This window comes from Brachybacterium sp. (assembly GCF_052095815.1).
GTDB lineage: Bacteria > Actinomycetota > Actinomycetes > Actinomycetales > Dermabacteraceae > Brachybacterium.
Genome location: NZ_JBQDLF010000009.1, coordinates 1 through 25,668, shown reverse-complemented (window position 1 = coordinate 25,668; position 25,668 = coordinate 1). Strand labels below are relative to the sequence as shown.

The 25,668-nt window shown below is 70.9% G+C and carries 20 protein-coding genes; 7 read left to right on the top strand and 13 right to left on the bottom strand.

Annotated features, from left to right (window positions below):
* Positions 1-196: 196 nt before the first annotated feature.
* Entirely contained in the window at positions 197-667 is a 471-nt protein-coding gene (locus ACTH43_RS05625; protein WP_441443944.1) for a hypothetical protein, read from the top strand.
* Positions 664-1,011 (top strand): PadR family transcriptional regulator, encoded by a 348-nt coding sequence (locus ACTH43_RS05620; protein ID WP_441443943.1) that lies wholly within the window; start codon positions 664-666, stop codon positions 1,009-1,011. Before ACTH43_RS05625 ends, ACTH43_RS05620 begins: the two co-directional genes overlap by 4 nt.
* Positions 1,012-1,182: 171 nt before the next feature.
* On the opposite strand, the gene ACTH43_RS05615 is transcribed toward ACTH43_RS05620, so the two are convergent.
* Both ACTH43_RS05615 and ACTH43_RS05610 read right to left on the bottom strand, forming a co-directional pair.
* Positions 1,183-1,692 (bottom strand): mycothiol transferase, encoded by a 510-nt coding sequence (locus tag ACTH43_RS05615; RefSeq protein WP_441443942.1) that lies wholly within the window; start codon positions 1,690-1,692, stop codon positions 1,183-1,185.
* 370 nt (positions 1,693-2,062) lie between these two features.
* A complete protein-coding gene (locus ACTH43_RS05610; protein ID WP_441443941.1) occupies positions 2,063-2,392 on the bottom strand; it encodes a GNAT family N-acetyltransferase in 330 nt (109 codons plus the stop codon).
* A gap of 114 nt (positions 2,393-2,506) precedes the next feature.
* On the opposite strand from ACTH43_RS05610, the gene ACTH43_RS05605 reads away from it, so the two are divergent.
* A complete protein-coding gene (locus ACTH43_RS05605; protein WP_441443940.1) occupies positions 2,507-4,063 on the top strand; it encodes a pyridoxal phosphate-dependent decarboxylase family protein in 1,557 nt (518 codons plus the stop codon).
* 76 nt (positions 4,064-4,139) lie between these two features.
* On the opposite strand, the gene ACTH43_RS05600 is transcribed toward ACTH43_RS05605, so the two are convergent.
* On the bottom strand, positions 4,140-5,909 hold the full coding sequence (locus ACTH43_RS05600; protein ID WP_441443939.1) for a hypothetical protein: 1,770 nt from the start codon (positions 5,907-5,909) through the stop codon (positions 4,140-4,142).
* 102 nt (positions 5,910-6,011) lie between these two features.
* Between ACTH43_RS05600 and ACTH43_RS05595 the strand changes: the two genes are divergently transcribed.
* Together ACTH43_RS05595 and ACTH43_RS05590 are read left to right on the top strand one after the other, a co-directional pair.
* The gene (locus tag ACTH43_RS05595; protein WP_441443938.1) at positions 6,012-6,953 is read left to right on the top strand and encodes a hypothetical protein; all 942 of its coding nucleotides are present in this window, start codon (positions 6,012-6,014) and stop codon (positions 6,951-6,953) included.
* A 1-nt stretch (position 6,954) separates the two neighbouring features.
* Positions 6,955-7,743, top strand: a complete 789-nt coding sequence (locus ACTH43_RS05590; protein ID WP_441443937.1) for a ferritin-like domain-containing protein — start codon at positions 6,955-6,957, stop codon at positions 7,741-7,743.
* A 124-nt stretch (positions 7,744-7,867) separates the two neighbouring features.
* Here the strand turns inward: ACTH43_RS05590 and ACTH43_RS05585 are convergent, their stop codons facing one another.
* The 4 genes from ACTH43_RS05585 to ACTH43_RS05570 all read right to left on the bottom strand — a co-directional run bounded on the left by ACTH43_RS05585 (position 7,868) and on the right by ACTH43_RS05570 (position 14,319).
* Positions 7,868-8,386, bottom strand: a complete 519-nt coding sequence (locus ACTH43_RS05585) for a hypothetical protein (RefSeq protein ID WP_441443936.1) — start codon at positions 8,384-8,386, stop codon at positions 7,868-7,870.
* 88 nt (positions 8,387-8,474) lie between these two features.
* Positions 8,475-9,164 carry a response regulator transcription factor gene (locus ACTH43_RS05580; RefSeq protein WP_441443935.1) on the bottom strand — a complete coding sequence of 230 codons (690 nt, stop codon included), beginning with the start codon at positions 9,162-9,164 and terminating at the stop codon, positions 8,475-8,477.
* On the bottom strand, positions 9,161-10,738 hold the full coding sequence (locus ACTH43_RS05575; RefSeq protein WP_441443934.1) for a sensor histidine kinase: 1,578 nt from the start codon (positions 10,736-10,738) through the stop codon (positions 9,161-9,163). The genes ACTH43_RS05580 and ACTH43_RS05575 overlap by 4 nt, the downstream gene beginning before the upstream one ends.
* A gap of 50 nt (positions 10,739-10,788) precedes the next feature.
* Positions 10,789-14,319: an efflux RND transporter permease subunit gene (locus tag ACTH43_RS05570; RefSeq protein ID WP_441443933.1), complete on the bottom strand. Its 3,531-nt coding sequence runs from the start codon at positions 14,317-14,319 to the stop codon at positions 10,789-10,791.
* A 198-nt stretch (positions 14,320-14,517) separates the two neighbouring features.
* Here ACTH43_RS05570 and ACTH43_RS05565 point away from each other — a divergent pair, with 198 nt between their 5' ends.
* The gene (locus ACTH43_RS05565) at positions 14,518-15,867 is read left to right on the top strand and encodes an MATE family efflux transporter (protein ID WP_441443932.1); all 1,350 of its coding nucleotides are present in this window, start codon (positions 14,518-14,520) and stop codon (positions 15,865-15,867) included.
* 61 nt (positions 15,868-15,928) lie between these two features.
* Here ACTH43_RS05565 and ACTH43_RS05560 read toward each other — a convergent pair whose 3' ends face one another.
* From ACTH43_RS05560 to ACTH43_RS05535, 6 genes are all read right to left on the bottom strand, one after another.
* Positions 15,929-17,143 (bottom strand): glycine C-acetyltransferase, encoded by a 1,215-nt coding sequence (locus tag ACTH43_RS05560; protein ID WP_441443931.1) that lies wholly within the window; start codon positions 17,141-17,143, stop codon positions 15,929-15,931.
* Between the two features lie 351 nt (positions 17,144-17,494).
* Positions 17,495-18,562 (bottom strand): L-threonine 3-dehydrogenase, encoded by a 1,068-nt coding sequence (gene tdh / locus ACTH43_RS05555; RefSeq protein WP_441443930.1) that lies wholly within the window; start codon positions 18,560-18,562, stop codon positions 17,495-17,497.
* Positions 18,563-18,746: 184 nt separating this feature from the next.
* Positions 18,747-21,425 (bottom strand): hypothetical protein, encoded by a 2,679-nt coding sequence (locus tag ACTH43_RS05550; protein WP_441443929.1) that lies wholly within the window; start codon positions 21,423-21,425, stop codon positions 18,747-18,749.
* Positions 21,426-21,609: 184 nt separating this feature from the next.
* On the bottom strand, positions 21,610-22,464 hold the full coding sequence (locus ACTH43_RS05545) for a PHP domain-containing protein (RefSeq protein ID WP_441443928.1): 855 nt from the start codon (positions 22,462-22,464) through the stop codon (positions 21,610-21,612).
* 115 nt (positions 22,465-22,579) lie between these two features.
* A complete protein-coding gene (locus ACTH43_RS05540; RefSeq protein ID WP_441443927.1) occupies positions 22,580-22,870 on the bottom strand; it encodes a hypothetical protein in 291 nt (96 codons plus the stop codon).
* A gap of 442 nt (positions 22,871-23,312) precedes the next feature.
* Positions 23,313-24,881 carry an MFS transporter gene (locus tag ACTH43_RS05535; RefSeq protein ID WP_441443926.1) on the bottom strand — a complete coding sequence of 523 codons (1,569 nt, stop codon included), beginning with the start codon at positions 24,879-24,881 and terminating at the stop codon, positions 23,313-23,315.
* Positions 24,882-24,947: 66 nt separating this feature from the next.
* Here ACTH43_RS05535 and ACTH43_RS05530 point away from each other — a divergent pair, with 66 nt between their 5' ends.
* Positions 24,948-25,499 (top strand): TetR/AcrR family transcriptional regulator, encoded by a 552-nt coding sequence (locus tag ACTH43_RS05530; protein ID WP_441443925.1) that lies wholly within the window; start codon positions 24,948-24,950, stop codon positions 25,497-25,499.
* Positions 25,500-25,668: the final 169 nt, after the last annotated feature.

The following is a 25,668-nucleotide window of genomic DNA, read 5'->3' as shown; positions in this document are numbered from 1 at the left end:
TCCATGTGGAGGAGCGTTCCGCGGCCACCGGACCACCGGCGGCAGTGAGACTTGCCTCCTCGGCGAGGCATGCCTCGTCACGCAGGGGCCCACGGGAGTTCGCCCGGAACCCTTGACGGCTTGATCTGCACCAGAGGTACAGTGCCTATACGCACCGCACCATTGGTACACAGCCAATGGGAATCAGGAGGGCATCATGACCACCTCATCCGCATCTCCCCCGCCCGAGACGTCATCCCGCACCGACCGTGCGCACTCGACCTTGTTCCCCTACGCCCTCGCCGCGCTTGCGGCCACAGCGGTCGCACACCTGATCATCGGGCTCGCGGGCCACCGCATCACGGTGCTGACCACACTTCCTCTGCTCGTGATCGCGCTGGGCTATGCGACATACCTGGTGATCTACGGCCGGGCGCTGGGCCGTGTCCGCTATGGGCGCCTCGTCGCCCACGCCCTCACCTACGCGATCGTCAATACCGGCTACCTGCTGCACGCCTATGTGCTGATCGCGTCGGCCTCCCCTGCCATCCAGGGCGATGGTCACCTCGCTCTGAACGCCGGCTGGTTCGGCGCCACCTTCGGCATGGCCGGGTTCTGGGGGATCGGCCTGATCGCGCACGGACTGGCGGCGCTGCACGAGCGCGGCTTCGAGGCGCGACGCGCATGACCTCGCATACCGACCTGTCTGCGGAGGATGCCGAATGGGTCGAGGAGCTGGCCCGCTCCTGGATCGAGGTGTACAAGAAGTCCGCGACCACCCTCGCGCTGCTGCGGATCGTCGGCGAGCACGGTCCGATCTCGGCCACGGGGATCGCACCGCACTTCGCGAACGCCACGGGGTGGACACTCACGGATCGCGGTCTCTATCGCACGTTGCGGCGCCTGGCAGAGTCGGGGGTGCTCAGCCTCGAGAAGGTCGACGTGGCCCGCACCGGGGCGAAGCGTCAGGACTTCGCGCTCACTGCGATGGGTCGCGCCCATCTGGAGCGGATCGAGAACGAGCTGATCTGATCGTTCAGCTGGTCTGGACACCGAGCTGGTCCTGACATCGAGCTGGTCTGGACACCGAGCCGGCCCGGACACCGAGCTGGTCTGGACACCGAGCCGGCCCGGACACCGAGCTGGTCTGGACACCGAGCCGGCCCGGACACCGAGCTGGCCTGGGTACCGACGGGTCCGCGGTCACTCCCCCAGCGGCATCCCGAGCGCATAGGCCGTCTGAGCGAGGTGCTGGATGGCATCGTCGACGATACTCACCAGGCGTGCGCCCCGGGTGACGGGCGGATCCCACTGCTCGTCGATGATGTCGTCGAGAGCTGCCACCGAGAGGGTGTCGAGGTAGCTGTCCAGCGCGGCGAGCGTGGCGTGGACGTAGTCGATCAGTCCGGCGCCGTCGTCGACCAGGATCCGACGGGCCTCGGCGGGGGTGTGGCCGTAGCCGACAGCATCTCCGGCCGAGCCGAGGCCGAAGCGCTGGTCGAAGCCGTCCGCGGTCCACACCTGCTCGCCGTCGGCGAGATCGGCGAGCTGCACATCGATCTCGCGCCCGGTGTGCCAGAGCAGCCAGGCCACGGAGTTGGGGTGTCCACCGGGTCGGGCGTTGAGAGTCGCCGGGTTCAGCTGGTGGCGCAGACGCTCGGCGGCGTCGCGGGGGCGGGAGGTCAGGTCACGGAGGAGGTCGAGAGCGTCCATGTCCCGACGGTACTCCGCCGCACTCCATGGCTCACCCCTGTCGGACCGCGCGTACCCCTGCTCTCAGTCACCGGTCCCCGCTGCGAGCCAACCCGCCACCCCGTCAACTCGCCAGCCAGCCAGCCACCCCGTCAACTCGCCAGCCCGCCAGTCAGCCAGTCAGCCAGTCAGCCAGTCAGCCAGTCAGCCCGCCACCACTTCTCTGTCGCTGGTGACGGTTGAACGCTCCCCAGCCGTTCAAAGCTCACCAGAGACAGATTTCTGGTGGCGAGGGGACACCTGGTGGCGAGGGGACTTCTGGTGGCTAGAAGAGTGGAGATGGGGTGGGCCGGCACCGAGGCCGGGGCCGGGGCCAGCACCGGGGCCGGGATCAGTCCTCGTCGATGACGCCGTCGGCCTGCTCGGGATGGCGCTGCAGCCAGCTCTCGATGAAGGGGCAGATCACCAGGACAGGCAACGAGATCGCCCTGGCCTCGGCGAGCGTGGTGCGCACGAGCACGGAGGCCACCCCTTCGCCCCTGTGCGCGGGGTCGGTGACGGTGTGGATCAGCTCGATCCGGTGACGGGTCCGCTCGTAGATCATGATGCCCACGACCTCGCCGCCGCGCACCGCCTCGTAGCGTCCGATGGCTGGGTTGTCGCGGACCGCGATGGTCTCTTCCGGGCCGTGGACATGGTCCTCGACGTCGCTGCTGCTCATCCAGGCTCCTTCCGGGGCTGCCTCCACGGTACGGCAGGGGCGCCGGAGCTGTCAGGGCACGGAGCGGGTCGGTTCCGCTCCGGCAGGAGGGTCCGGCGTGGGAGCATGCTGGGCGTGATCGAGAAAACCGCAGACAGCCCGTCCTCCCCCACCGCCACGGAGCAACCGGAGCCGACGGAGCAGTCGGAACAGGAGGAGCGGGCGGAGCCGACGGAACAGTCGAAGCAGACAGAGCAGTCCGAACAGTCGGAGCGATCGGAGCAGTCGGCCTTCGCCCGGGCCGCCGATGCCCTGCAGAGCCATCGCGCGCATTCGGAGGTCTGGGGAGACGAGCGCGAGGCGGTGAGCATCGCGCTGCAGTGGGCTGCCGCGCACACCACGGTCGCCACCGATCCGAAGACCACCGCCCGCAGCGCCGCCGCCCTGCAGGAGGACGTCGGCGAGACCGTCACCGAGGGCGGCATCGGGGCTGAGCGGGCGATGGAGCTGTTCGACCAGGTGCTGCTGCCCGCGACCCGCTCCGCCGAGGATCCGATGAACCTCGCCTACATCCCGGCCGCACCCACCCGGGCCGCGGTCGCCTTCGACTCCGTGGTCTCCGCCGCGAACGTCTTCGGGGGGATCTGGGAGAACGGTGCGGGCGCGATCTTCGCCGAGAACCAGGTGCTGCGGTGGCTCGCCGATCTGCTGGGCTGGCCCGCCGAATCCGCCGGGGTGTTCGTCGCCGGCGGCACCCACGGGAACCTCTCCGCGCTCGCGACCGCCCGCGACCACGCACTGCGGAGGCGCGGACGCCGGCCGGAGGGAGGCTGGGCCCTGGCCTGCGCCTCGACCGCGCACTCCTCGATCTCCTCGGCCGCGCGGCTGCTGGACATGGACCTGATCTCCGTGCCGGTCGATGATCGCGGGCATCTCACCGGCGACGCGCTCGAGCGCGCGCTCGAGGCCGACCCCCGGATCTGCGCGGTGGTCGCCTCGGCGGGGACCACCAACGCGGGCATCGTGGACGACCTCGCCTCCGTGATCGAGGCCGCCCATCGCCACGGCGCCTGGGTGCACGTGGACGGCGCCTACGGCGGGGCGGCCCTGGCGGCGCCGAGCGCCCGCGAGCGCTTCGCGGGGATCGAGCAGGCCGACTCCTTCATCGTGGACCCCCACAAATGGCTGTTCGCCCCCTACGACTGCTGCGCCCTGCTGTACCGGGACCCGCGCCCGGCCGCGGCGGCGCACTCCCAGCACGCCGCCTATCTCGACTCGATCGACCGCGGCGAGTCCAACCCCTCGGATCTCGCCGCGCACCTCTCTCGCCGCACCCGTGGGCTGCCGCTGTGGTATTCGCTCGCCACCCATGGCACGGCCGCGTACACCGCCGCCGTCGAGCGCTGCCTGGCGGCCTCCCGCACCGTGGCGCGCGCGATCGGGGAGACGGAGCATCTCGAGCTGCTGCTCGAGCCGGAGCTGTCGGTGGTGGTGTTCCGTCGGCCCGGATGGACGCCGGCCGACTATCGCCGCTGGTCGCAGCGGCTAGCGAAAGAGGGGACGCTCCTGTGCGTGCCCACCGCCTTCCAGGGGGAGGTCGCGCTGCGGCTCGCGTTCGTGAATCCGGCGACAGATCCGGCGGCGGTGATCGAGGTGCTGCGCACCACGATGCTGGCGGCCGACGGCAGCTGAGGCACCCGCACGCGGGGCGCCAGCAGCTGAGGCGCCAGCTGCTGAGGCACCGGCTGCTGAGGCGCCGGCGGGCCCCTCACTCCCCCGCCAGCTGCTCCTGCAGCGCGTCGAGCCGGGTGACGTCCTCGTCCCTGCCGAGCTGGGCCCAGCCCTCGCGGGCGCGACGGGCCGCTCGGCGCGCCTGCGCCTGCTCCCCCCGCGCGGCGAGCAGGTGGGCGTGGCGGTCATCGAGGTACGTCGCCCAGTAGCGGGCGCGGGCATCGTGGCCCGGGGGCATCTCGTCGATCGCCTGCATCGCCTCGCGGCGCCGCTGCTCGCAGTCCCGCTCCTCCACGCCCGTCACGCCACGTGCCAGGGCGTCGCCGGTGGCGATGAACAGGCCCACCCGGGCATCGACCCGATGATCCCAGAGCAGCTCCGTGGGCAGCACCGGGCGGCCGCCGTCCGGACGGGTGCGGCGCTCGACCGCGCGTGCCGCCGCGATGACCGGCTCGAGCTTTTCAAGGTCGAGCGCCCGCCGCAGCACCAGGGCGCTGGCCTCGAGCTCGGTGCGGATCAGCTCGCTGCGTGCCGCGGCCGGGGTGCTGAGGTCGTCAGCGAGGCGACGGGCAGCAGTGGCCAGCGTGCGCAGCTCACGCAGCGACGCGGCCTGCTCGCCCTGCCGCTCATGGATGCTGGCGCCCAATCGGGCGGCCTCGAGCAGCCCGTGCTGGTCACGCTGCCCTCGCGCGATGGTGCGCGCCTGCTCGAGAGGCACCCAGGCGGCCTCATAGCGCTCCGCCTGGACCCGCTGTGCGGCCACGGCGAGCAGCGGCTCGACGCGCAGCTCCTCGCGACCGAGGGTGCGCTGGAGGGAGACCAGCCTGCCCGCGGTGAACGAGGCATGCGCGGCGGCGCCGGCGGCCATCAGGGCCCGCAGCAGCGCGGTGATCAGCCCGATCCGCAGCGGCGGGTCCTCGATCTCGTGCAGGGCCTCGAGCGCCTCCAGCGCATGGTGCACCGCCTGCAGCGGATGCTCGATGCCGAGGGTGCGTGCCAGCACCGCATGCGCGCCGATGACGGTGCGGGCAGGGTCAGCGCGCGGCCCGTCGGCCTCGACCTCCGCCAGCTCGCTCAGCTCCAGGAGGTCCAGCGCGGCGGTGGTCGCACCCGGGAGGTCGCCCATGCCCTCGAGCGCCTGGGCGAGGTGCAGCCGCAGTTCCAGCTCCGGGTCGACCAGCAGCCGTTCCCGTACTGCGGGGAGCGCAGACAGCGCCGCTCGCAGCCTGGCCGCATCCCGTCGCGGATCCGGCGCGACGTCCCGCGGTCCGGGCAGCGAGGAGCGCGCGAAGGCGCGCATCACCACCAGCATCTCGGCCGACGCCTGCGGGGCCTGCCCTCGCCGACGACCACGGGAGGTGGGTGCGGTCTCGAGCGCCGCCCGGCTGAGTGCGCTGGGTCCCGACAGCGCGGGCTCCCGCTCGAGCAGGACGGTCAGCATCGCCGCCGCCTGCTCGAAGTAGCCCTGGCGGTGCAGCAGGGAGACCAGATCCGCGGTGTCATCCCTGATCCGGGACGGGTCAGCGCTCATCAGAGCTCCATGCAGCGCCATCCGCAGCAGATGGAAGCGGTCCGCAGGAGCGGCGGGAACCCGGCGGAACTCCCCCACCAGGCGGCGGGCGTCACGGGGGTGCTCGGCATGGAGAAGGTCGCTCGCCCGGTGCGCGGCCTCCCGGACGTCTCCCGGGTGCGGCAGCGGCAGCTCGGCAGGTCGCAGTGCGGCCCGGAACCGGCCGAGATCTGGCAGGCCGCTGCCGACCTCGTCACCACCGGGGCCCGGGAGCGAGGAGGCGCCAGAAGTGATCACAGACCGAAACCTACCAAGCGTCCATGCATCAGCCCACAGCCAGGTCTCCTCCGTACAATGACCGGGGCCCTCGAGGCCGCGACCGACGAGAAGAGGTAGAAGGTGGTTGTCGACCTGACAGGGGGCACGGCGGCCTCGACCCCTCACTCCCAGGTGCAGGATCCCCATGACGCCCGTGCACGCCCTGCCCGCGAGGGACGCTTCACGGGGCATCTCCACTTCGACGAGACCATCGTCCCGGTGCTGCACACGGACTTCGACGTCGCCGCATATGTGCGCAGGGGCACCGCACGGCTCGAGGTGGACACCGCGCTGCAAGCGACCGAGGAGCCGCTCGGCGAGGACCTGCGCCTTGCCCTCGGGGTGCTGCAGCGCCTGGAGTCCTCGGCGCTCGGGGAGTCGCGGGCGATGCTCGCGACCACCACCGGCAACGAGGCCCGGATCACCGCCTTCCTGGCCACCTGGCTGGTGGACCGCTTCTGGCAGTCCCGTGCCCTGCGCGATCTGCTCACCGGGGACCACGCCACCGACCGTCCCCGGGCCCGGCACCACCCACATCCACTGGCCGCGCTGCGCCGTCTCCATGTGGATCGGGTCCAACCGCTGCTGACTCCGGTGTGGAACGTGACGGCCGGCGAGGCCCTGCCCGCCGGCCATATGGCGCGCATGGCGATCCAGGAGGCGTCCCTGCAGGCGGCCCTGGTGGCGGTCTCGCGCCGGACCTCCGGGGAGGCGCGACGCGTCCTCGATATGGTCGCCGAGCGGCATCAGGCCGCTGTCGACTTCTTCGTCGCCGAGGCGATCGCCCGCCTCACCCGCTCTCGCGGTGAGGCCATCACGGCCCGGGCGCTGCTCTCGTTCGGCTCGCCGCTCGACGGCGGCGGGCTCATCGATCCTGACCTGCGCCCCGCCCTCGCCGTGCTCGGCGCGGACCCTCGCGATCGCGCTGCCCTGCGGCGCGCCCGGTTCGAGATCACCAGGCTCCTGCCCGGCCCCGATCTCCCGGACCCCTACCTCAGCTCTCTGCCCAGCACCGGAGTGTGACATGGCCTTCGACCTCGATCAGTTCGCCCAGACCTCGATCCCCGTGAAGTACGAGGACCTCGACTTCGACACCTTCGACACCCAGCCGCTGGATGCGCAGACCCTGCGCTCGCTGCGCTATATGTGCGACGTCGAGTACCACACCTCCTGCTTCCTGCGCGATCTGCTGGTCACGCCCTCCCACCGCGAGGAGGACGCCGGCGGCTTCATGACGATGTGGAACCGTGAGGAGTTCTGGCACGGGGAGGCGCTCTCGATGGTGCTCGCGCGGCACGGGATCATCGTCGACTACGACGAGATCAAGGCCAAGCGCGAGAAGCTGGGCTGGATGGGGGCGCTCGGGCCGCTCAAGCAGTCCGTGCTCACCAACCTCGCCGGGACCGACTTCGTCGCCGTGCACATGGTGTGGGGCGCGGCCAACGAGCTCTCGGCCGTGGCCGCCTACCGTCGGCTCTCCGCACTGACCGACCATCCGGCCCTGTCCCCTCTGCTGAAGCGCATCGCCCAGCAGGAGACCCGCCACGTCGCCTTCTACACCACCCAGGGCAGGGAGCGGCTCGAGGCCTCGCAGGCGGCGCAGAAAATCGTGCGCCTGGTGATGAGCCGGGTCTGGAAGCCGGTGGGCAGCGGCATGATGGACGAATCCGAGGTGGTGCACGTGATGAACCATCTCTTCGGCGGCAAGTCCTCGGAGCTGGACAAGCTCGACAAGCGGATCCAGAAGCTGCCGGGTCTGGACGGGCTGACCATCTTCCGCAGCGCCTTCGCCCGCCTCGGCATCCCCGCCTGAAGCGGCCCGGAGGGCCTGGAGCGGCGGGCGCGGTCAGCCGAGCTGGAAACGGTCAGCCGAGGCGCGGCTGCGCAGCAGAGGAGCGGTCAGCCGGGGCGGAGACGGTCAGCCGGGGTGGGGGCGGTCAGTCGTCGTCGTCATCATCGTCGGAGTCGTCGTCGTCCTCGCACTCCAGCTCGCCGTCGTCCCACTCGCAGACGCCAGAAGGGCGGGAGGGGGCGCTCTTGCTGCTGCCGGAGGAGGAGCTGTTCGACCCCGAGGAAGAGCTGCCGGAGCTGCCGGACCCGCTGGATGAGCTGGAGGACGAGCCCGCGGAGCGCGGCTTCGGAGCGGGCGCGGGCGCAGGGGACGCCACGGGCTCCATCGTGCCCACCCCGGTGTCGGAGTGGATACCGCGCACCGGCTGTTCGGAGGCGGTGGGCGCGGGCAGAGCGACAGATTTTCCTGCAGGCTGCGCCCCTTCACTCGCAGGCTGCGCCGCGCTCTCCGACGCCGGGGCCTCCGCACCGCCCGCGACCGAAGTCTCTCCGACCGAGATCCCGGCCCGCGCCTGCGGGGCGTCATCCATCGAGGGCAGCACGGCGAGACCGATCACCGCGAGCGCGACCACCACGATGATCCCGAGGGTCCGCAGAATCTTCATGTCAAGCATGTTCGCCGCCGCCGATGAGGTGCTCGTGAAGGCGAGATGAGAGTCCTCTCATGAACGTAGTGGCCTGCGGTGACACAGCTCAGGCCTCAGGATCGACGATCTTGTAGCCAGCGCCGCGCACCGTCACCAGGCGGGCCGCGCCGAGCTTGCCGCGCAGGTAGCCCACATAGACGTCGACCACGTTCGAGGCGCCGTCGTAGTCGTAGCCCCACACCTTGGACAGCAGCAGGTCCCGGGTGAGGACCTGGTTCGGGTTCTCGAGGAACACACGGGCCATCGTGAACTCGCGGGAGGACAGCTCCACCGAGCGCGGCTGGCCGCCGGTCGTGCTGCTCGCGATCCGGGTGCGCAGGTCCAGCGACAGGTCCCCCAGCTGGAGGACGTCCGCGCTGACGGCGCCCGAACCAGCGGTGGCCTCGCGGGCGCGGAGCTTGACCCGGGCCAGCAGCTCCTCGAAGCGGAACGGCTTGGCGATGTAGTCGTTCGCCCCGCCCTCGAGGCCCTGCACCGTGTCATCCACCCCGGTGCGCGCCGTGACCATCAGGATCGGGATCTGCACGTCCATCGCGCGCAGCGCCTTGAGGACCTGGAAGCCGTCCATCCGCGGCAGGCCCACATCCAGGATCAGCAGATCGAAGTCGCCGCTGGAGCCGAGGTCGAGGGCGGAGATGCCGTCCTCCACCACGGTCGAGGCGAAGCCGTTGGCCTTGAGCCCGCGTTCCATGAACCGGGCGATGCGCGCTTCGTCCTCGGCGATGAGGATCCTCATCCCCTGTCCCTCCTCGATGCTGTGGTGTCGTCGGCGGCGGATGTCCGCACCCGCCTGTCAGTATCCCCGGTGGTGCCATCCTGGGTCCGTTCGTCCGCCGATGGCCCGTCCGCGAACTGCGGGAACACGATGGTGAACGTCGACCCCTGGCCCGGCTTCGAGAGCAGGCGCACCACCCCGCCGTGACCCTCGGCGATCGCGAGCACGATCGGCAGGCCGAGCCCCGAACCCGATCCCCGGCTGCCGTCGACCCGCGTGAATCGTTCGAAGATGCGTCGCTGGTCCTCGGAGCTGATGCCGATACCCTCGTCCTGCACGGTCACGTGGATCTCGGGGCCCTCCGGTCCCAGCACGCGGTCCACTCCGAACCGGATCCGGCTGCCCTCGTCGCTGTAGCGCACGGCGTTCGCGGCCAGCTGCACCACCGCCTGCGCGAGGCGCTGCTCGTCGGCGTCGGCCACCACGTCGACAGTGTGCTCGAGGATCCATTCGCGTTCCGCGATGTGCTCGATCCGGGCGAAGGCGGAACGGGCGAAGCCGGCCAGGTCCAGGGACTTCAGCCGCACGTAGTCGGGGCGCGCCGAGGCGGCGAGCTCGGAGAGGTCACCCACGACCCGCCCCATCCGGTCCAGCTCCTCGAGCGCGATATCGCGGGACTCGCGCACATCGTCGGCATCCTCGACGTCGGTGGTCTCCAGGGTGCCGCGCACGATGGTCAGCGGGGTGCGCAGCTCATGGCCGACGTCGCTCATGAAGCGGCGCTGCTCGGCGAAACCTGCCTGGATGCGGCCCAGCATGCGGTTGAAGTTCTGCGCGAGCGCCCCGATCTCATCCTGCTCCTCGGGGACCGGCACCCGATACTCCAGATCGTCGACCGTGATCTGCTCGGTGGCCGCACGGAGGTCCTCCAGCGGCCGCAGCAGGCGCCCCGTGACCACATAGCCCACCCACCCCGCGACCAGCAGCGTGATCACCGCGAGCCCGGCGAAGGTGAGGACGCTCTGCCACAGGTCGCGGCGCTGGGCACCGATGTCGTTGGCGACCACGAAGATCCCCTCGGAGTCATCTCCCTCGACGCTCACGGAGACGATCAGGACCTGCAGGTCCCGGCCGTGAGCCTCCATCGGGACGATCACCGCGGAACCCGGCTGATACGCGGCCAGCAGCTGCTCCAGCACCTGCGGGGACTCCGCGGACCCGCTCGGCAGCAGCGCGAAATCCTGCTCCCGGGGCTGATAGAGAGGCTTCCCATCCAGGAAGGTGATCACGGATTCATAGTTCGACGGCGCCGCGGAATCGGTCGCATGGAGCAGCACGCTGTCCACCGTGGTGTGGACGCGGCTGCCGTCCTCGTTCACGCTCTCGGCGATCAGGGTGAGCTCGCTGTGCTCCTGCCAGAGCTCCGCATTGACACGCGTCTCGAGCGCACGGAACTGCGCCGCATAGGTGAGCACCCCGGTGACGGCGAGGCCCACGGTCATGAACGCCATCATCGCCGTGAGCACACGGATGCGCACCGTGCGCCCTCGCGTGAAGGCGCCGACGGGGCGGGCGCGGGGGCGTTCCTTGGCCATGAGGGGAATGGTAGGCGAGGGGGCTGAGGCGGGGAGGGCCGCGCGTTCCGTCAGCCCCGCCCGAGCCGCCGCTTCACGATCCCGACCAGTCCGCCGCGCTCCTTGAGGGACCGGCGGCGGCCATGGGCGCCCGTCTCGAGGCTCGTGACCACGGTCCCACCGGGACGGTCAGCGCCACCGCGACGATCAGCGCCGCCAGGGTGGTCAGCGCCACCCAGATGGTCAGGACCACCGGGACGATCGTCGCGGCGAGCAGGGTCTGCTCCTGCCGGTCCGGCCTCGCCCCACGCAGTTCGCGCCTGCGACCGCTGCTCGGCCTCGCGGCGCTCCCGCTTCTCGTTCTCGGCCTGCGCACGGCTCTCGCGCAGCTGTCCCAGCCGCTCCTCGTCGCGCACCCGCCTGCGCTCCCCCGGGCCCTCGGCGATGCGGTAGAGCACCGGCACGATCACCAGGGTCAGCAGGGTCGAGGAGATCAGGCCGCCGATGACCACCACGGCCAGCGGCTGGGCGATGAAGCCGCCGTTGCCGGTGATGCCCAGCGCCATCGGGATCAGCGCGAAGATGGTCGCGGCGGCGGTCATCAGGATCGGGCGCAGACGCTTGGCCGAGCCCTGATGGAGGGCCTCGTCGAGCGTCATCCCGTCCCGTCGATACTGGTTGACCAGGTCGATCAGCACGATCGCGTTGGTGACCACGATGCCCACCAGCATCAGCAGGCCGATCATCGAGGGCAGGCCCAGGGGGACCCCGGTGATCACCAGCAGACCCAGGGAGCCGATCGCCGCGAACGGGATCGAGACCAGCAGGATCAGCGGCTGGATCAGGGACTTGAAGATCCACACCAGCAGCACGTACACCAGCAGGATCGCGGCGAGCATCGCGATGCCGAGCTGGCCGAAGGTCTCGTCGATGTCCGCCGCGGTGCCGCCGAGAGTCGCCTCGACGCCCTCGGGCAGCTCCGCGTCCTCGATCGCGGCGTTCGCGGTCGCGGTCGCCTGGGAGACATCCTCCGTCGCGGGGGTGAGCGAGACGGTGACGGTCTCCAGGGAGTCCTGGGTGGCGATCGAGGGGCGGGAGAGCTCCTCCTCGACGCTCGCCACGTCCGTCAGCGGGATGGTGCCCATCAGCTGCAGGTCCTGCAGCTGGGTGAAGGTGTCGACGCTCTCGCCGCCGGCGACGTAGATGTCCAGCTCGTTGTCGTCCAGGGTGATGGATCCGATCGCGCCGGGGAACATCTGCTGGGCGACCATTCCGATCACGGCCTCCTCGGTGAGCCCCATGCGTGCAGCGGCCTCCCGATCGACGGTGACCACGGCAGTGGGCTGGTCGGCCTGGAGATCGCTGCCCACCTCGGCCACGCCGCTGGGCAGCGGGTCGAGCTCGGCGAGGAGCGCATCATTCGCACTCTGCCGAGCCTCGGCGGTGGGTCCGGTGATGAGGATGTCCACCGAGCTCGAGCCGGTGGGCGAGGCGATGTCCGCGGCCTCGATGGTGCCAGGCTCGGGCAGGGCTTCGAGGGTCGTGACCATCTCGTCCAGCAGGGCTTCCTGGTCGGCATCGGGGTCGGTGGTGATCGAGAAGCTGACCTCGTTCTCCCCACCGCCGCCGAAGCCGAGCCCGCCGCCACCGATGGTGGTCTGCACCGTCTCGACGCCGTCGATCTCCAGCAGCGCCTCCTCGCTCTCGGTCGCCTTCTCGGAGGACTGCTCGAGGCTGCTGCCGGCAGGGAGGGTCTGGGTGAGCGAGGCGATGTTCTGCCCGGTGTCGCCGAGGAAGCTGATGTTCACCAGCGGGATCAGGAACACGGTGCCCACCAGCACCAGGATCGCGGCGCCGACGGTGACCAGGCGGCGCGGGAGCGTATCCAGCACCACGTGCAGCAGCGGCGCGTACATCCGGTGCAGCCAGGAGCTCTCCTCCTTGGCCGCGGCCCGCTCGCGGCTCGCGGTGACCTGCGCGGGATCGTCGGGATCGACGTCCTCATGCCCCTTCGGGGGCTTGAGGAACCAGTAGGCCAGCACCGGCACGATCGTCAGCGCCACCAGCAGCGAGGACAGCATCGCGATGCCGACGGTCAGGGCGAAGGGACGGAACAGCTCTCCGGCCATCCCGGCGACCACCGCGATCGGCAGGAACACCACCACGGTGGCGAGGGTCGAGGCGGTGATGGCGCCGGCGACCTCCCCCACCGCATCGAGGATCGCTCGGTGTTTGGTCTTGCCGTAGGCGAGGTGGCGGGTGATGTTCTCGATCACCACGATCGAGTCGTCGACCACGCGGCCGATCGAGATCGTCAGAGCCGCCAGCGTCAGCATGTTCAGCGTGTAGCCGGTGACGTACATGCCGATGAAGGCGATCAGCAGCGAGGTCGGGATCGAGATCGCGGTGACCACCGTGGGCCGCACCCGGCGCAGGAACAGCAGGATCACGCCGACGGCGAAGAGCAGGCCCAGCAGGCCCTCCTCGGCGAGCGCGAGGATCGACTCCTCGATGAAGGGGGCCTGGTCGAAGACCACGTCGGCCTCGGCGTTCCCGCCGACGCCCGCGAGCGAGTCCGCAAGCACCCCTTCGACGCCCTCGGAGACGTCCACGACGTTGCCGTCGACGGTCGCGGTGACCATCAGCACCAGGGACTCACGCCCGTTGGTGCGGGAGATCGAGGTGGCCTCCTGGGTGGTGCGCTCGACGCTGGCGACCTCGGCGAGGGTGACCGGCTCGGCCGGCTGCTGCGGCTGCGCGTCCGGCTGCTGCGGCTGACCGTCGGCACCCGGCTGGCCCTCCTGGCCCTGCTGCGCGCCGCCCTGGCCCGGTTCGCCCTGCTGACCGGCACCGCTGCCCTCGGCGGGCATCAGCACGATCTGCTCGAGGCTCTCGATACTCTCGACGCCCTGGCCCAGCACCACGTCCAGGGTGCGATCGCCATCGACCACGGAACCGCCGGGCAGGGACAGCCCGTGGGCGTCCAGCGCGGTGGTGATGTCGTTCTCCGTGAGGCCGTTCTCGGCCAGCGCGCCCTCATCGGGCGTGATCTGCACGATCTCCTCGGGAGCGCCGATCACGGCGACCGAGGAGACCCCGTCCACGCGCTCGAGCTCCGGGGTGACCGTCGACCCGAGCCGGGTGGCGAGTTCGGTCGGTTCCAGATCCGAGGAGACGGAGAGCACCACGGCGGGCAGATCACTCGTGCCGCCGGAGATGACCTGCGGATCGGCGTCCGCGGGCAGCTGGCCCTCGATGCGGGTCAGCGCCGCATCGATCTGGTTCGAGGCGCGGGCGATGTCGCTGCCGTAGGTGAGCTCGACGGTGACCATCGACATGCCCGCCTGGGTGTTCGAGGAGGTGCCCTCGACGTTCTCGAGCCCGCTCAGGGACTGCTCGACGGGATTGGTGATCCGGTCCCGCACCTGCTCAGAGGTGGAGCCGGGTGCGGTCGTGATCACCTGCACCTGCGGCAGGGAGACCGAAGGGATGAGCTCCTGGCGCATCGTGGTCATGACGAACACGCCGATGATCGACACCGCGATGCACACCAGCGCGATGAAGGATCGGTTGTTCAGGCTCAGCGTGGCCAGGCGGTTCATCCTGCTCCTCAGGGATCGTCTCCGACGGGAGGTGCGGCCCGTCGTCGCCTGCGCGACCCTGGCATCGAAGTCCTCCGCGCGCACTCTCTCACGCGAGCCTGGACGGACGGATCCGACGAACGTCGCGTCCCACGTCGCACAATGGTGAGGTGCCCATCCCACTGCCCCACGGCCCAGACCCCGAGGCCTGCCCGCCCGATGAGCCCAGCTGACGAGCCGCGCGAGGACCGTGCGCGGCGCACGGTCGACCGCGACATCCTGCGCCTGGCGATCCCCAGCCTCGGCGCGCTGGTCGCCGAGCCGATGTTCATCCTCGTGGACTCGAGCTTCATCGCCCGGGTCTCGACCACCTCCCTGGCCGGACTCGGCCTCGCCTCGACCGTGCTCACCACCATCGTGGGCCTGGCGATCTTCCTGGCCTACTCAACCACCGCCGCCGTGGCCCGCTCCTTCGGCGCCGGCCGGAACCGGGAGGCGATCAGCCGCGGGATCGACGCCTGCTGGCTCGCCCTGGTCGTCGGCGCGCTCTCGACCGCCGGGCTGCTGATCGCCGGTGAGCCGCTGCTGGCCGCCTTCGGCCCCTCCGAGGAGGTGCTCGCCGAAGCCGTGATCTACCTGCACATCAGCGCCTGGGGGCTGCCTGCGATGCTCGCCGTGCAGGCCGCGACCGGGCTGGTGCGCGGGCTGCAGGATGCGAAGCTGCCGCTGGTCGTGGCCGTGGGCGGCGCGCTCGCGAACATCCCGCTGAACGCGATCCTGATCTTCGGTCTCGACCTCGGCATCGCCGGCTCCGCGCTCGGCACGATCATCTGCCAGTGGGGCATGGCGCTGGTGTTGCTCGGCGTGATCGTCCGCCGCGCCCGGGCCGAGGCCATTCCGCTGCTGCCGCAGCTGACGAACCTGGTCGCGGTGGGCCGGGATGCGGTGCCGATGTTCGTGCGCACCCTCGGACTGCGCGTCGTGGTGATCACCGCGACGGTGGTCGCAACCCGGCTGGGGGACGTGCAGCTCGCCGCGCATCAGCTCGCGATGACCGTGTTCGCGGTGCTCTCCCTCGCCCTGGACTCCCTGGCGATCGCCGGCCAGGCGCTGACCGGCAGGTACCTGGGCGCCTCGGACCCACGCACCGTGCACGCCGTGACCCGGCGCCTGATGACCTGGGGCGTGCTCGGCGGCGCGGTCGTCTCCCTGCTGCTGCTGGCCGCGAGCTATGTGGTCCCGCAGCTGTTCACGCCCGACCCCGCGGTGCAGGAGAGCCTGCGCGCCGCCCTGTGGGTGCTGGTATTCACCCAGCCGATCGCCGGGTACGTGTTCGTGCTCGACGGGGTGCTGATGGGCGCGGGCGATGCCCCCTACCTCGCGAAGGTCGGCTCCCTGATCGCGCTCGCGATCCTGCCCGGGGCGGCGCTGGTGGCCTGGTGGGCGCCCGAGGGGCCGCTGGGCCTCGCGATGCTGTGGCTGGCCTGCAACTTCCTGTTCATGATTCTGCGCGCGGTGAGCCTGGGACTGCGCGTGCGCACCGACGCCTGGATGCGCCTGGGCGGCTGAGGCCCGGCGGGTGCGGGGCCAGGCCCGGCGGGTGCGGGGCCGGGCCCGGCCGCCCGGAACCTCAGCCCTGGACCGCCGCGCGGGAGTCGACGAAGGCCTGCACCACGGCGTCGATGTCGGCCTCGGTGTGGGCGGCGGAGAGCTGCACCCGGATCCGTGCCTCCCCCTGCGGGACCACCGGGTAGGAGAACGCGGTGACGAACACGCCGTGCTCGAGCATCGCATCGGCCATCCGCCCGGCCAGCGCAGCGTCCCCGAACATCACCGGCACGATCGCGTGCTCGCCAGGGAGCAGGTCGAAGCCCTCCTCGCTCATCCGGCGGCGGAACAGCTCCGCATTGCGGAACAGGGGCGCGCGCAGCTCGGCGCTGCCCTCCACCAGCTCGAGCGCGGCGAGGGTCGCGGCCACGATCGCGGGGGCCAGCGAATTGGAGAACAGGTAGGGGCGGCCCTGCTGACGCAGCATCGCCACGATCTCGCGCCGGCCTGAGACGTACCCGCCGCTGGCCCCGCCGAGGGCCTTGCCGAAGGTGCCGGTGTAGATGTCGATGCGGTCCGAGACGCCGAAGTGCTCAGGGGTGCCGGCACCGGTGTCGCCCATGAATCCCACCGCATGGGAGTCATCGACCATCACCAGCGCGTCGTACTCCTCAGCCAGGTCGCAGATCCCGGGCAGCGGGGCGAGGAAGCCGTCCATCGAGAAGACGCCGTCGGTGACGATGATCGTGCGCCGCGCACCACGGCCCTCGCGCAGCGCGGCCGCCGCCTCGAGCTGGACCCTCAGATCCTCGAGGTCGGCGTTGCGGTAGCGGAAGCGGGCCGCCTTGGACAGGCGGATGCCGTCGATCAGCGAAGCATGGTTCAGCGCGTCGGAGATGATCGCGTCCTCCGCACCGAACAGCGGGGCGAACACCGCGCCGTTGGCATCGAAGCAGGAGGCGAACAGGATCGTGTCCTCGGTGCCGAGGAACGCGGAGACCGCCTGCTCGAGCTGCAGGTGCAGGTCCTGGGTGCCGCAGATGAACCGCACCGAGGCCATCCCGAAGCCCCGCTCATCCAGGGCCCGCTTCGCGGCGGCGATGATCTCCGGGTGATCGGCCAGCCCCAAGTAGTTGTTGGCGCAGAAGTTCAGCACCTCCGCGCCATCGCGGCCGACGGCTCCGGCGGTGATCCGGCCCGACTGCGGGGACGAGATCACCCGCTCGTGCTTGAACGTGCCTGCCTGCTCGATCGCGGAGAGCTCGGCGGTCAGCTGGTCCTTGAGTCCGGTGTACATGCGGGGTCCTTCCGGGGGTGGGGTCGGTGGTGGGGATGGCGGGGGTGGGGCGGTGGGGATGGCGGAGGTGGTGCCGGTGGCGGCGGTGGCAGTGGTGGCGGTGGCGGTGAGCTTCTGCGACGGCTCTACCGCGGTGTCGAGGGAAGTACCGCTCAGCTGGAACCTTTCGAGACGCGGGGAGGAGGCAGGGGCAGTGGTGACGGGAAAAGTACCGCTGAGGTGGAACGTTTCGCGACGCGGGCGTGGGCGGAGTAGCGGGGTGTGGCCCGCGGGATGACGTGGGCAGGGCAGCGGGATGAGGACGACAGGGCAGCGGGATGAGGACGGCGGGGCGAGGCCGGCGGCCGGAGGTCAGGCGTCCAGGGCGCTCCAATCCAGCACGACCTTGCCGGCGGTGCCGGCCTTCGCGATCTCGAAGCCGCGCTGCCAGTCCGCGGCCGGGATCACGTCAGTGATGGTGCGCAGGATCGCGGCGCGCAGCACCTCAGAAGTGCTGAGCATCGCGGACATCGCGTTCCAGGTCTCGAACATCTCCCGGCCATAGATGCCCTGCAGGGTGAGCATGCGGGTGACCACCATGGTCCAGTCGATCTCGAACTGCTGCGCGGGCAGGCCCAGCAGCGCGATCGTGCCGCCGTGATTCATGTTCTCGATCATCTCCTGCAGGGCCCTGGCCTGCCCGGAGATCTCCAGGCCCACATCGAAGCCCTCGCGCATGCCCAGGCGGCGCTGCGCATCGCGCACCTTCATGCTTGCGACATCCAGCACCACGTCGGCGCCGCAGCCCTCCGCCATCGCGAGGCGCTCCGGGGAGACGTCGGTGATGGTGATGTAGCGGGCCCCGGCGTGGCGGGCCACGGCCGCGGCCATCTGCCCGATCGGCCCAGCACCGGTGATCAGCACGTCCTCTCCCACCAGGGGGAACTTCAGCGCGGTGTGCACGGCATTGCCGAGCGGGTCGAAGACGGCGCCGAGCTCGGGGGTGATCAGCTCCTCGCCTCCGTCATGCTCGTGCACCCACACGTTCTGGTGCGGGAGGGTCACGTACTCGGCGAACGCCCCGTCGCGCTGGACGCCGATCGAGCGGGTACGGATGCACATCTGGCGACGGCCGGCGCGACAGTTGCGGCACATCCCGCACACCACGTGGCCCTCGCCCGAGATGCGGTCGCCCACCCTCACGTCGGAGACCTCCTGCCCGACCTCGACCACCTCGCCGTAGAACTCGTGGCCCGGAGTGAAGGGCACCGTGTCGCACATGGTCTGCGCGGAGGTGTCCCAGTCCAGGATGTGCAGGTCGGTGCCGCAGATCCCGGCGCGCAGTACGCGCACCTTCACATCCCAGGCCCCACAGTCGGGCTCGGGGACGGTCGTCCACTCCAGGCCCGCTCCGGGCGCCGTCTTGCGCAGTGCGCGCATCTGCTCTTCTCCTCGAGACTGTGCGATCGCGCCGACCGGGGCGGCGCCGGGCCCAAGGTATCGGAGATCGGGGCACGGAGAGTCCGCTTCGGTCCCGACGAGGAAGATCCCGGCCCCGACGCCTCTGCGGGGTCGGGACCGGGATCTTCGCGGCATGGCCGCTCAGCGCGGCACTGCGGTCAGCTCACCAGCACTCCACGGTGAGGGTGCCGTCCTCCGCGAGGGTCACGGTGCCGATGAGTTGGATGTACGTCGCGACCGTCTCGTCGGTGGGCTCGTCGTCCTCGCTCCAGCCCTCGCGCTGGTAGGAGAACGTGGCCTTTCCCTGTTCCCCGTCACTCAGGGTCCAGCCCTCTCCCCTGTAGTCCTTCTCGAGCTTCACCGTCGGGTAGGAGTCGACGGTCCAGGAGCCGGAGCCCTCGACCACCGGGCCGGTTGCCCATGTCTCGAAGGGGCACCCGTCTCCCGGAAGGCGGTCCTGGGACGTGGCGCACTCGTCGATCACGGCGTCGACCTGGGACTGGACCTCGGTCAGCCCAGAATCGTTCAGGGTGTAGAACGGGGCGGCGCGCAGCTCGTACCACTCGTCCGGGTCTGCTGAGACGAAGACCGTGCTCTCCTCGGCGTCGACGAACTCCGAGGATGCCGGCAGGCCCACGGTGTACTGGCCCGGCAGCACGGCGGCGACGGCGAAGCCGTCCTCGACGGCAAGGCTGTCCACCGCCACCTCCTGGCCGTTGACCAGGATCGAGGTGGTGCCGGAGGGGATCTCCATGCTGAGGAAGGCGTACTCGGTCTGGCCCATCTGCCAGTCGGGGAACACCAGGGCCGCGCGACCGGCCCGCTCGACGTGGAAGACGCGCGTGGTGGTCACGCTGTCCTGCGTGACGCGTGCGGTGACCAGGTATCCCTCATCCCCGTCGCTCTCGGAGCCGGTGATCTCGAACCCGCTGATCCGCTCCCCGGCCGCGCCGGCGATCGCGTCGGTCAGCAGGGCCTGCTCCGCGGAGGGCGCGTTCGGCGCGGAGATCTCCACGGCGGTGGAGGCGTCCCCCTCCTGCAGAGCGCTCAGGTACTGCTCGACCTGCTTCTCCGGGGAGTACAGGGTGCTCGAGACAACGTTGAAGGTGATCGTCAGCCCTGTGACCAGGACCAGCGCGGCGCCGACGGCGATGCCCCCGCCGATCAGAAGCTTGCGCGCCGTGGGCGACAGAGGCGCGGGTGCCGCCGCCTGCTGGTCGGTGCCCGCAGCAGCCGCGGCGGCACCGTGCATCGGCACGGGCGCGGCCATGGCCCCCGCGGTCGCCGAAGGGGCATCCGCGGTCGCCGCCGTGGCACCGGCGGGCGCTCCAGCGGCGCCGACGGCCGCCGGAGCCAGCGGACGCCGGAACCAGGACAGGGCCCTGCCCGGCAGGTAGGGCGCGACCAGCGGTGCCACGAAACGGGAGAGCAGCTCCACGAGCACACCGGCGACGCCCGCGAGCAGCGGCGTCCACGCGGCGAGCCCGAGGGACGCACCGAAGCGCTCGTTCTGCAGGAAGCCGCCGGAGACGGCGACCTGCATCGAGACCACGCCGAGGATCATCAGCGCCAGCGCCCCGATGAAGTAGGCGATCGGGAGCGCCGCCCACGAGACCGCGAGCGCGATCACGTTGCCGGGCACCACCTGGCGCTGGTGCTGCCACAGCAGCGAGGCGATGCACAGGCCCACGGGGATGAGCACCAGCGCGCCCAGCCACGCGTACCAGGGCATCGAGAAGACAGAGATGTACTCGCTGCCGGAGAGACCGCCCGCCAGGAAGTCGAGCATGCCCGCGCCGCGGGAGGTCGCGCTGAGCGCAGACAGCATGTCCAGGCCCGTGAGGTACGAGAGCACGTAGCCGCCCAGCAGCGGCAGCAGCAGGATCACGTAGATCACCGGCGGCATCTCGCCGTTCACCAGCGCCTGGATGGTGGTGACCACGGCGATCGCGAGGAAGGCGACCACGGTGACGAGCAGGGCATGGATGGTGGCGAGCTTGAACCCGGCCGCGAGGTCGGTGAGCAGGGGCCACCAAGCGGGGCGGGACCGCAGGCTGACCCTGCCGAGACCGTGCGCGATCGCGATCAGGAAGAACGCGCCGAAGAAGGAGTCGAAGCCCGCGGCATGCAGGCGCAGCGTGATGCCGTCACCAAGCGGGAGGGGCTGCGCGAAGATCAGCGCCGCGAGCACCGTGACCAGGGCGACCGCGAAGCCGGCAACGACGGCGGACACCCAGATGCCCAGCTGCCCTCCACCCTGACGACGCTGCACGAAGCGCCCGCCGTAGAAGCTCAGCAGCACCATCACCAACGTGATCACGGCCGGCAGGAGCCGGACCGAGAGGCTCGCGCTGGCTCCCTCGATGGTGGCCGAGAAGCCCAGACCGCCGAGCATGGCGAGAGCGACCAGTTGGAAGGGGAAGCGCAGTGCCATGGCGACGCCGCTGAGCGCCTCCTCGGGCCCGAGATCCATGCTCTCGAGCGAGGCCTCCACCGGGTTGCCGATGCCGGTGAGCATCGCGGCGACCGCGACCAGCACGATGGTCACGATCGACATGACGATGCCGCCGGCGTAGGTCGCTCCGCCCACCGCGAGCGACGGCAGCGGATTGATCAAGCCTGCGGCGCCGAGCTTCTTGCTCAGATCGGCCGCGGTCAGGCCCGTCGTGGCCGGAGCCGCTGCGGGCTGCGGCGCGGAGTCCGGCGAACCGAACTGCGGGGCCTGTGGAGCGGAGTCCGGCGAACCGAACTGCGGGGCCTGCGGCGGATGCTCTCCTGAGTGCTGCGAATCCTGCGAGTGCGGATCCGTCGGCGGGGTCTGCCCGTCGCCCGGGACCGTCATGGGGTTCCCCTTCGTGTCGTCGAATTGATGCGGAGCGTCATGGGCCCGATCCTCGACAGCGCGACAGGGCGCACCTCAGCGCGCTGTCGTCATTCAGTTGCCACCCAGGAATCCCCCACGACACCCCCAAGGATACCGTCATCCCCGTCCCGACCGGGCCGGCGTGAGGCGGAGAAAACCCTGCTCAGCGTCGCCAGAGATCCTGGGCACGGCCGCCGGCACGGAACCCGAAGCTCTCGACCATCGCGACCGCCTCGGGGAAGCCGTGGGCGAGAGCGTAGGTGGTGTGCGCGTCACTGCCGAAGCTGATCGCGCGTCCGCCCTCCTCGGCCCACCACTGAGGCATCCACGGCCAGAGCCGGCGGGTGTTCATCTCGAGCGCCCGTCCGCTGGCCGCGATCGCCCGCATCGCGGCGCGGAACTCCTCCTCGAAGGCCCGGGGGTCGACGGGCCCGATCTCCTCCGCGGGCCAGTACCGCAGGGCGTAGTCGAGGTGCGTGACGACCTCGAAGGGCTCGTCCCCCACGACCAGGGCGGGGATCTCGGCGAGGTAGCGGCGCAGCACCTCCTCCGCGGGCAGGCGGCGGAACAGGGTGTTGGGCTCGGCGCGCCTGCCCTCGAACTCGAGGGTGTGCAGGGAGCCGAGGATCCGATCGAAGCGCGTCAGGTCCAGCTGCTTGCGGGCGGCGCCCATGCGCAGATGGGGCTGGCCCATCTCGAGCCCGGTGCCGATGTGCAGCTGCGGGAACATGGCACGGCAGCGCTCGATGGACTCGAAGTAGCCGTCCGCGTCGAAGCGGGGCACTGCGACCACCCCGTCGGCCCCCACCAGGTGCTTCTCGTGGTCGCCGAAGTCCTCGTCATCGGTGAACCAGGCGTCCTCGAGATCGAGATGTTCGGTGAAGAACAAGGCGGGCAGCCGGATCCGCACCGCGCGGGCGCAGGTGGCCTCCATCGTGCCGCGGGCGGCGGAATCCGGCCCTCCGGTGTCCCAGGAGAACTCGCTGTGCACGTGGCTGTCGGCGGGGAGGCTGCTCATGGGGTCAGGGTGGCATGTCGCCGAGCAGGGCCGCAGGGTGGTTCACTGCGGCCAAGTGTCCTCGCTGGTGCGATGAGAACCGATCCGCATGTCCGATTTCCGTGTTTTTCCCGCTTTATCCGGCAGGCTTCTCTGTGATCGGCATGCACCAGCCCCGCACGTGCCCGGTCGAGCCCACCACCATCACCTGGGAGCGCAGGCGCCCCCGGGCCCGGGTGCGTGCGAGATTGACGTCGCACCGGGTCGCGAGCCGCACCAGCAGGAGCAGCGGCGCCCCCACCAGGAAGAGTGTGACGAAGAAGGGTTGGGAGCGCGGGATGTCGGCGAGGAAGAGCGCGACACCGACGATGCCGACCGCCCCCAGGCCCCCGCCAGCACACTGGGATAGATCTCGGGCCCGCGGCAATCAAGCGGGGATTGACCGCACCGGAGACCAGGATCGCGAGCATCCAGGCATCGACGATCACAACGGTGAGCCGCAGCGCGGACTCCGACAGCTGTGGTGCCGGGTTCAGGAAGGCCAGGTTCTGCCTGATCACCAGCGCGATGGACCCGACCGTCCTCGCTGTGCGCGGCAGCAGTGCCACGCGTGCCTCCCGATGCTGAGCTCAGGACCGGTTCGGGCGTGCGGCCGGGAGGCTCGTCCCGTCGTCGCGACGAAACGCGCGGCACCCGTATTGCCCGGCTTGCCCCTATAGCCTGAGTCGGGACAGCGCCGTGCGGGCACGCAGAAAGAGAGGCCTGGTGTGCACGAGCTTCCTCGGACCCAGGCCTCCCCCGCGTGAACAGCATGAACAGGGGGTGCTCGACACCGCTGCGCCCCGCCCGCCGCCCACGCGCCCGCCTCGTCAGCGCGCGCCGCGCAGCGTACGGTGCGCGACGATCGCCGCGACCACCATGAGCACGGCACCGATACCGCCGGTGACCACCACGCCCGAGTCGAAGGCGCGGTGAGCGGAGTCCAGCATCGGCCCGGCGACTTGCTCGGGCAGGCGCTCGGCGACGGCGGTCGCGCCGCCGAGGGTCTCGGAGGCCGCCGCACGCTCCGCGTCGCTCAGCTCCACGGGCAGCTCGACCCGGGTGCGATAGGCGAGGTTCAGCAGGCTGCCGAGCACGGCGGTGCCGAGCACGGCGCCCGTCTCGTACGCCGTCTCGGAGATGGCCGATGCGGCACCGGCGCGGTGGGCGGGTACGGCGGAGAGGATGAGGTCGTTGCTGATCGTCTCGGCTGCGCCCACTCCGGCGCCGAGCAGCGCGAAGGCGATCACCAGCATCAGATCCGAGCCCCACCTCCCGGTGAGCGCGACGATCACGAACGCCACGGCATTCAGCAGCAGCGCGCACGTCACCACGGTCGCAGGGCTGACGTGCCGCACCAGGCGCACCACGGCCAGCCCGGCGAGGATGGTCACCACCAGCCCGGGCACCAGCAGCAGCGCCGCATTCATGGGCGAGTGGCCACTGACCAGCTGGAGGTGCTGGGAGACGAAGTAGAGGAAGCCCACCAGGGAGAAGACGCTGAGCAGGTTCGCGGTCACCGCGCCGCTGAACACCGGGCGGGCGAACAGGGAGACGTCGAGCATCGGCTCGGGGCGCGCGAACTGGCGGCGCACGAAGGCGACACCCGCCACGACGGCGACCGCTGCGCAGAGGATCACTGTCAGGTCGAGCCCGCGCACGGCGGCGGTCTTGATCGCAAAGACGAAGGGGGTCATCGCCAGCAGCACGAGCAGCACGCTGAGCGGATCCACCGGCCCGGGCGCCGGATCACGCGACTCGGGGATGAGCACCGGGCCCAGCAGGAGCAGTGGCAGCATCACGGGCACCGCCATGAGGAACACCGATCCCCAGGCGAAATTCTCCAGCAGCAGCCCGCCGACGACGGGGCCGAGCGCAGCCCCGGCCGAGAACCCGGCGGCCCAGATCGCGATGGCGGTGCGCCGCTGGGTCGGATCCTTGAAGAGGTTGCGGATCAGGGAGAGGGTCGAGGGCATGAGCATCGCGCCGAACACGCCCATCAGGGCACGGGCGGCGATCAGCGTGGGCGCGTCCGGCGAGAAGGCGGCGAGCGCCGAGACCAGGGTGAACCCCGTGCCGCCCACCAGCAGCAGGCGTCGGCGGCCGAGGCGGTCGCTGAGCGAGCCCATCGGCACCAGCAGCCCCGCGAGCACGAGCGGGTAGATGTCCACGATCCACAGCAGCTGCTGGCCGGTGGGGGCGAGGTCCTCGGAGATCACGGGCAGGGCGAAGGCGAGCACGGTGTTGTCCACCGAGACCAGCAGCACGGGAAGCATGAGCACCGCGAGGGCGAGCCAGGGGCTGCGGGCAGGGCGCGCGAGGGCCTCGGTCCGGGTATCGGGCTGCACGGGGGCCTCCGGGGCATCGTAGGAGCGCTCTGCCGAGGTGCGGAGCGGCATCACACTAAACCGTCCAGACGGTACAGTTCAACGGTCCGCGGCTTCTCCCGCAGTAAGGTCGGTCTCATGTCAGCTCGCGATGCGCTCCTCGACGCCTACCAGGCGACCCTGCTCGAGCAGGGTCAGCGCGCCACCACCCTCAGCGTCGTGGCCGCCCGGGCCGGGGTGTCCAAAGGTGGGCTGCTCTACCACTTCGCCTCGAAGGAGGCGCTGGCCGAGGGGCTGATCGCGCGGCTGGACGCGCTGCTCGAGGAGGACCTCACGGCGATGGCCGCCGCGCAGGAGGGGCCCTCGCGCTATTACGTGCGCACCTCGGCATGGACCGGCGGCGACTTCGACCTCGCCTTCGTGGCGGTCGCCCAGCTCGCCCAGGAGTCGCACGCCGGCGCGCAGGAGGGGATGCGCCGCGCGCGGGAGCGCTGGCTCGAGCTGATCCGGGCCGAGGTGGGCGAAGAGGCCACCGCCCGCGCGATCCTGCTGCTGGGCGATGGCCTCTACTTCGATGCCGCGCTCGGGGGCGCTGCGGAGCCGTCGGGCGGGCTGTCCACCTCGCCCGAGGAGCTGATGCCGATCGTGGACCGGCTGCTCGCCGCCGCGGCGGAGGCGCAGGCCCGCTGAACGGACCGCGCCGCGCCTCTCAGCGGCGTCCCGCGGCTCAGCGGGCGTTGAGGAACTGCTGGAGCGCCTTGACGGTGGAGTAGCTGGTGCGGAAGTCCCACACCCCGTTGTTGCCATGGCCCATCGCGGCGCGGAGCTTGCGGGTGGTCTCGGCGCCGATCTTCCCGTC

Bases quoted from the DNA above. Each gene is read 5' to 3' on its own strand.
- ACTH43_RS05625 (WP_441443944.1), top strand. From the start codon at position 197: ATGACCACCTCATCCGCATCTCCCCCGCCCGAGACGTCATCCCGCACC.
- ACTH43_RS05620 (WP_441443943.1), top strand. From the start codon at position 664: ATGACCTCGCATACCGACCTGTCTGCGGAGGATGCCGAATGGGTCGAG.
- ACTH43_RS05615 (WP_441443942.1), bottom strand. From the start codon at position 1,692: ATGGACGCTCTCGACCTCCTCCGTGACCTGACCTCCCGCCCCCGCGAC.
- ACTH43_RS05610 (WP_441443941.1), bottom strand. From the start codon at position 2,392: ATGAGCAGCAGCGACGTCGAGGACCATGTCCACGGCCCGGAAGAGACC.
- ACTH43_RS05590 (WP_441443937.1), top strand. From the start codon at position 6,955: ATGGCCTTCGACCTCGATCAGTTCGCCCAGACCTCGATCCCCGTGAAG.
- ACTH43_RS05585 (WP_441443936.1), bottom strand. From the start codon at position 8,386: ATGAAGATTCTGCGGACCCTCGGGATCATCGTGGTGGTCGCGCTCGCG.
- ACTH43_RS05580 (WP_441443935.1), bottom strand. From the start codon at position 9,164: ATGAGGATCCTCATCGCCGAGGACGAAGCGCGCATCGCCCGGTTCATG.
- ACTH43_RS05575 (WP_441443934.1), bottom strand. From the start codon at position 10,738: ATGGCCAAGGAACGCCCCCGCGCCCGCCCCGTCGGCGCCTTCACGCGA.
- ACTH43_RS05570 (WP_441443933.1), bottom strand. From the start codon at position 14,319: ATGAACCGCCTGGCCACGCTGAGCCTGAACAACCGATCCTTCATCGCG.
- ACTH43_RS05565 (WP_441443932.1), top strand. From the start codon at position 14,518: ATGAGCCCAGCTGACGAGCCGCGCGAGGACCGTGCGCGGCGCACGGTC.
- ACTH43_RS05560 (WP_441443931.1), bottom strand. From the start codon at position 17,143: ATGTACACCGGACTCAAGGACCAGCTGACCGCCGAGCTCTCCGCGATC.
- tdh (WP_441443930.1), bottom strand. From the start codon at position 18,562: ATGCGCGCACTGCGCAAGACGGCGCCCGGAGCGGGCCTGGAGTGGACG.
- ACTH43_RS05550 (WP_441443929.1), bottom strand. From the start codon at position 21,425: ATGACGGTCCCGGGCGACGGGCAGACCCCGCCGACGGATCCGCACTCG.
- ACTH43_RS05545 (WP_441443928.1), bottom strand. From the start codon at position 22,464: ATGAGCAGCCTCCCCGCCGACAGCCACGTGCACAGCGAGTTCTCCTGG.
- ACTH43_RS05535 (WP_441443926.1), bottom strand. From the start codon at position 24,881: ATGCCGCTCCGCACCTCGGCAGAGCGCTCCTACGATGCCCCGGAGGCC.
- ACTH43_RS05530 (WP_441443925.1), top strand. From the start codon at position 24,948: ATGTCAGCTCGCGATGCGCTCCTCGACGCCTACCAGGCGACCCTGCTC.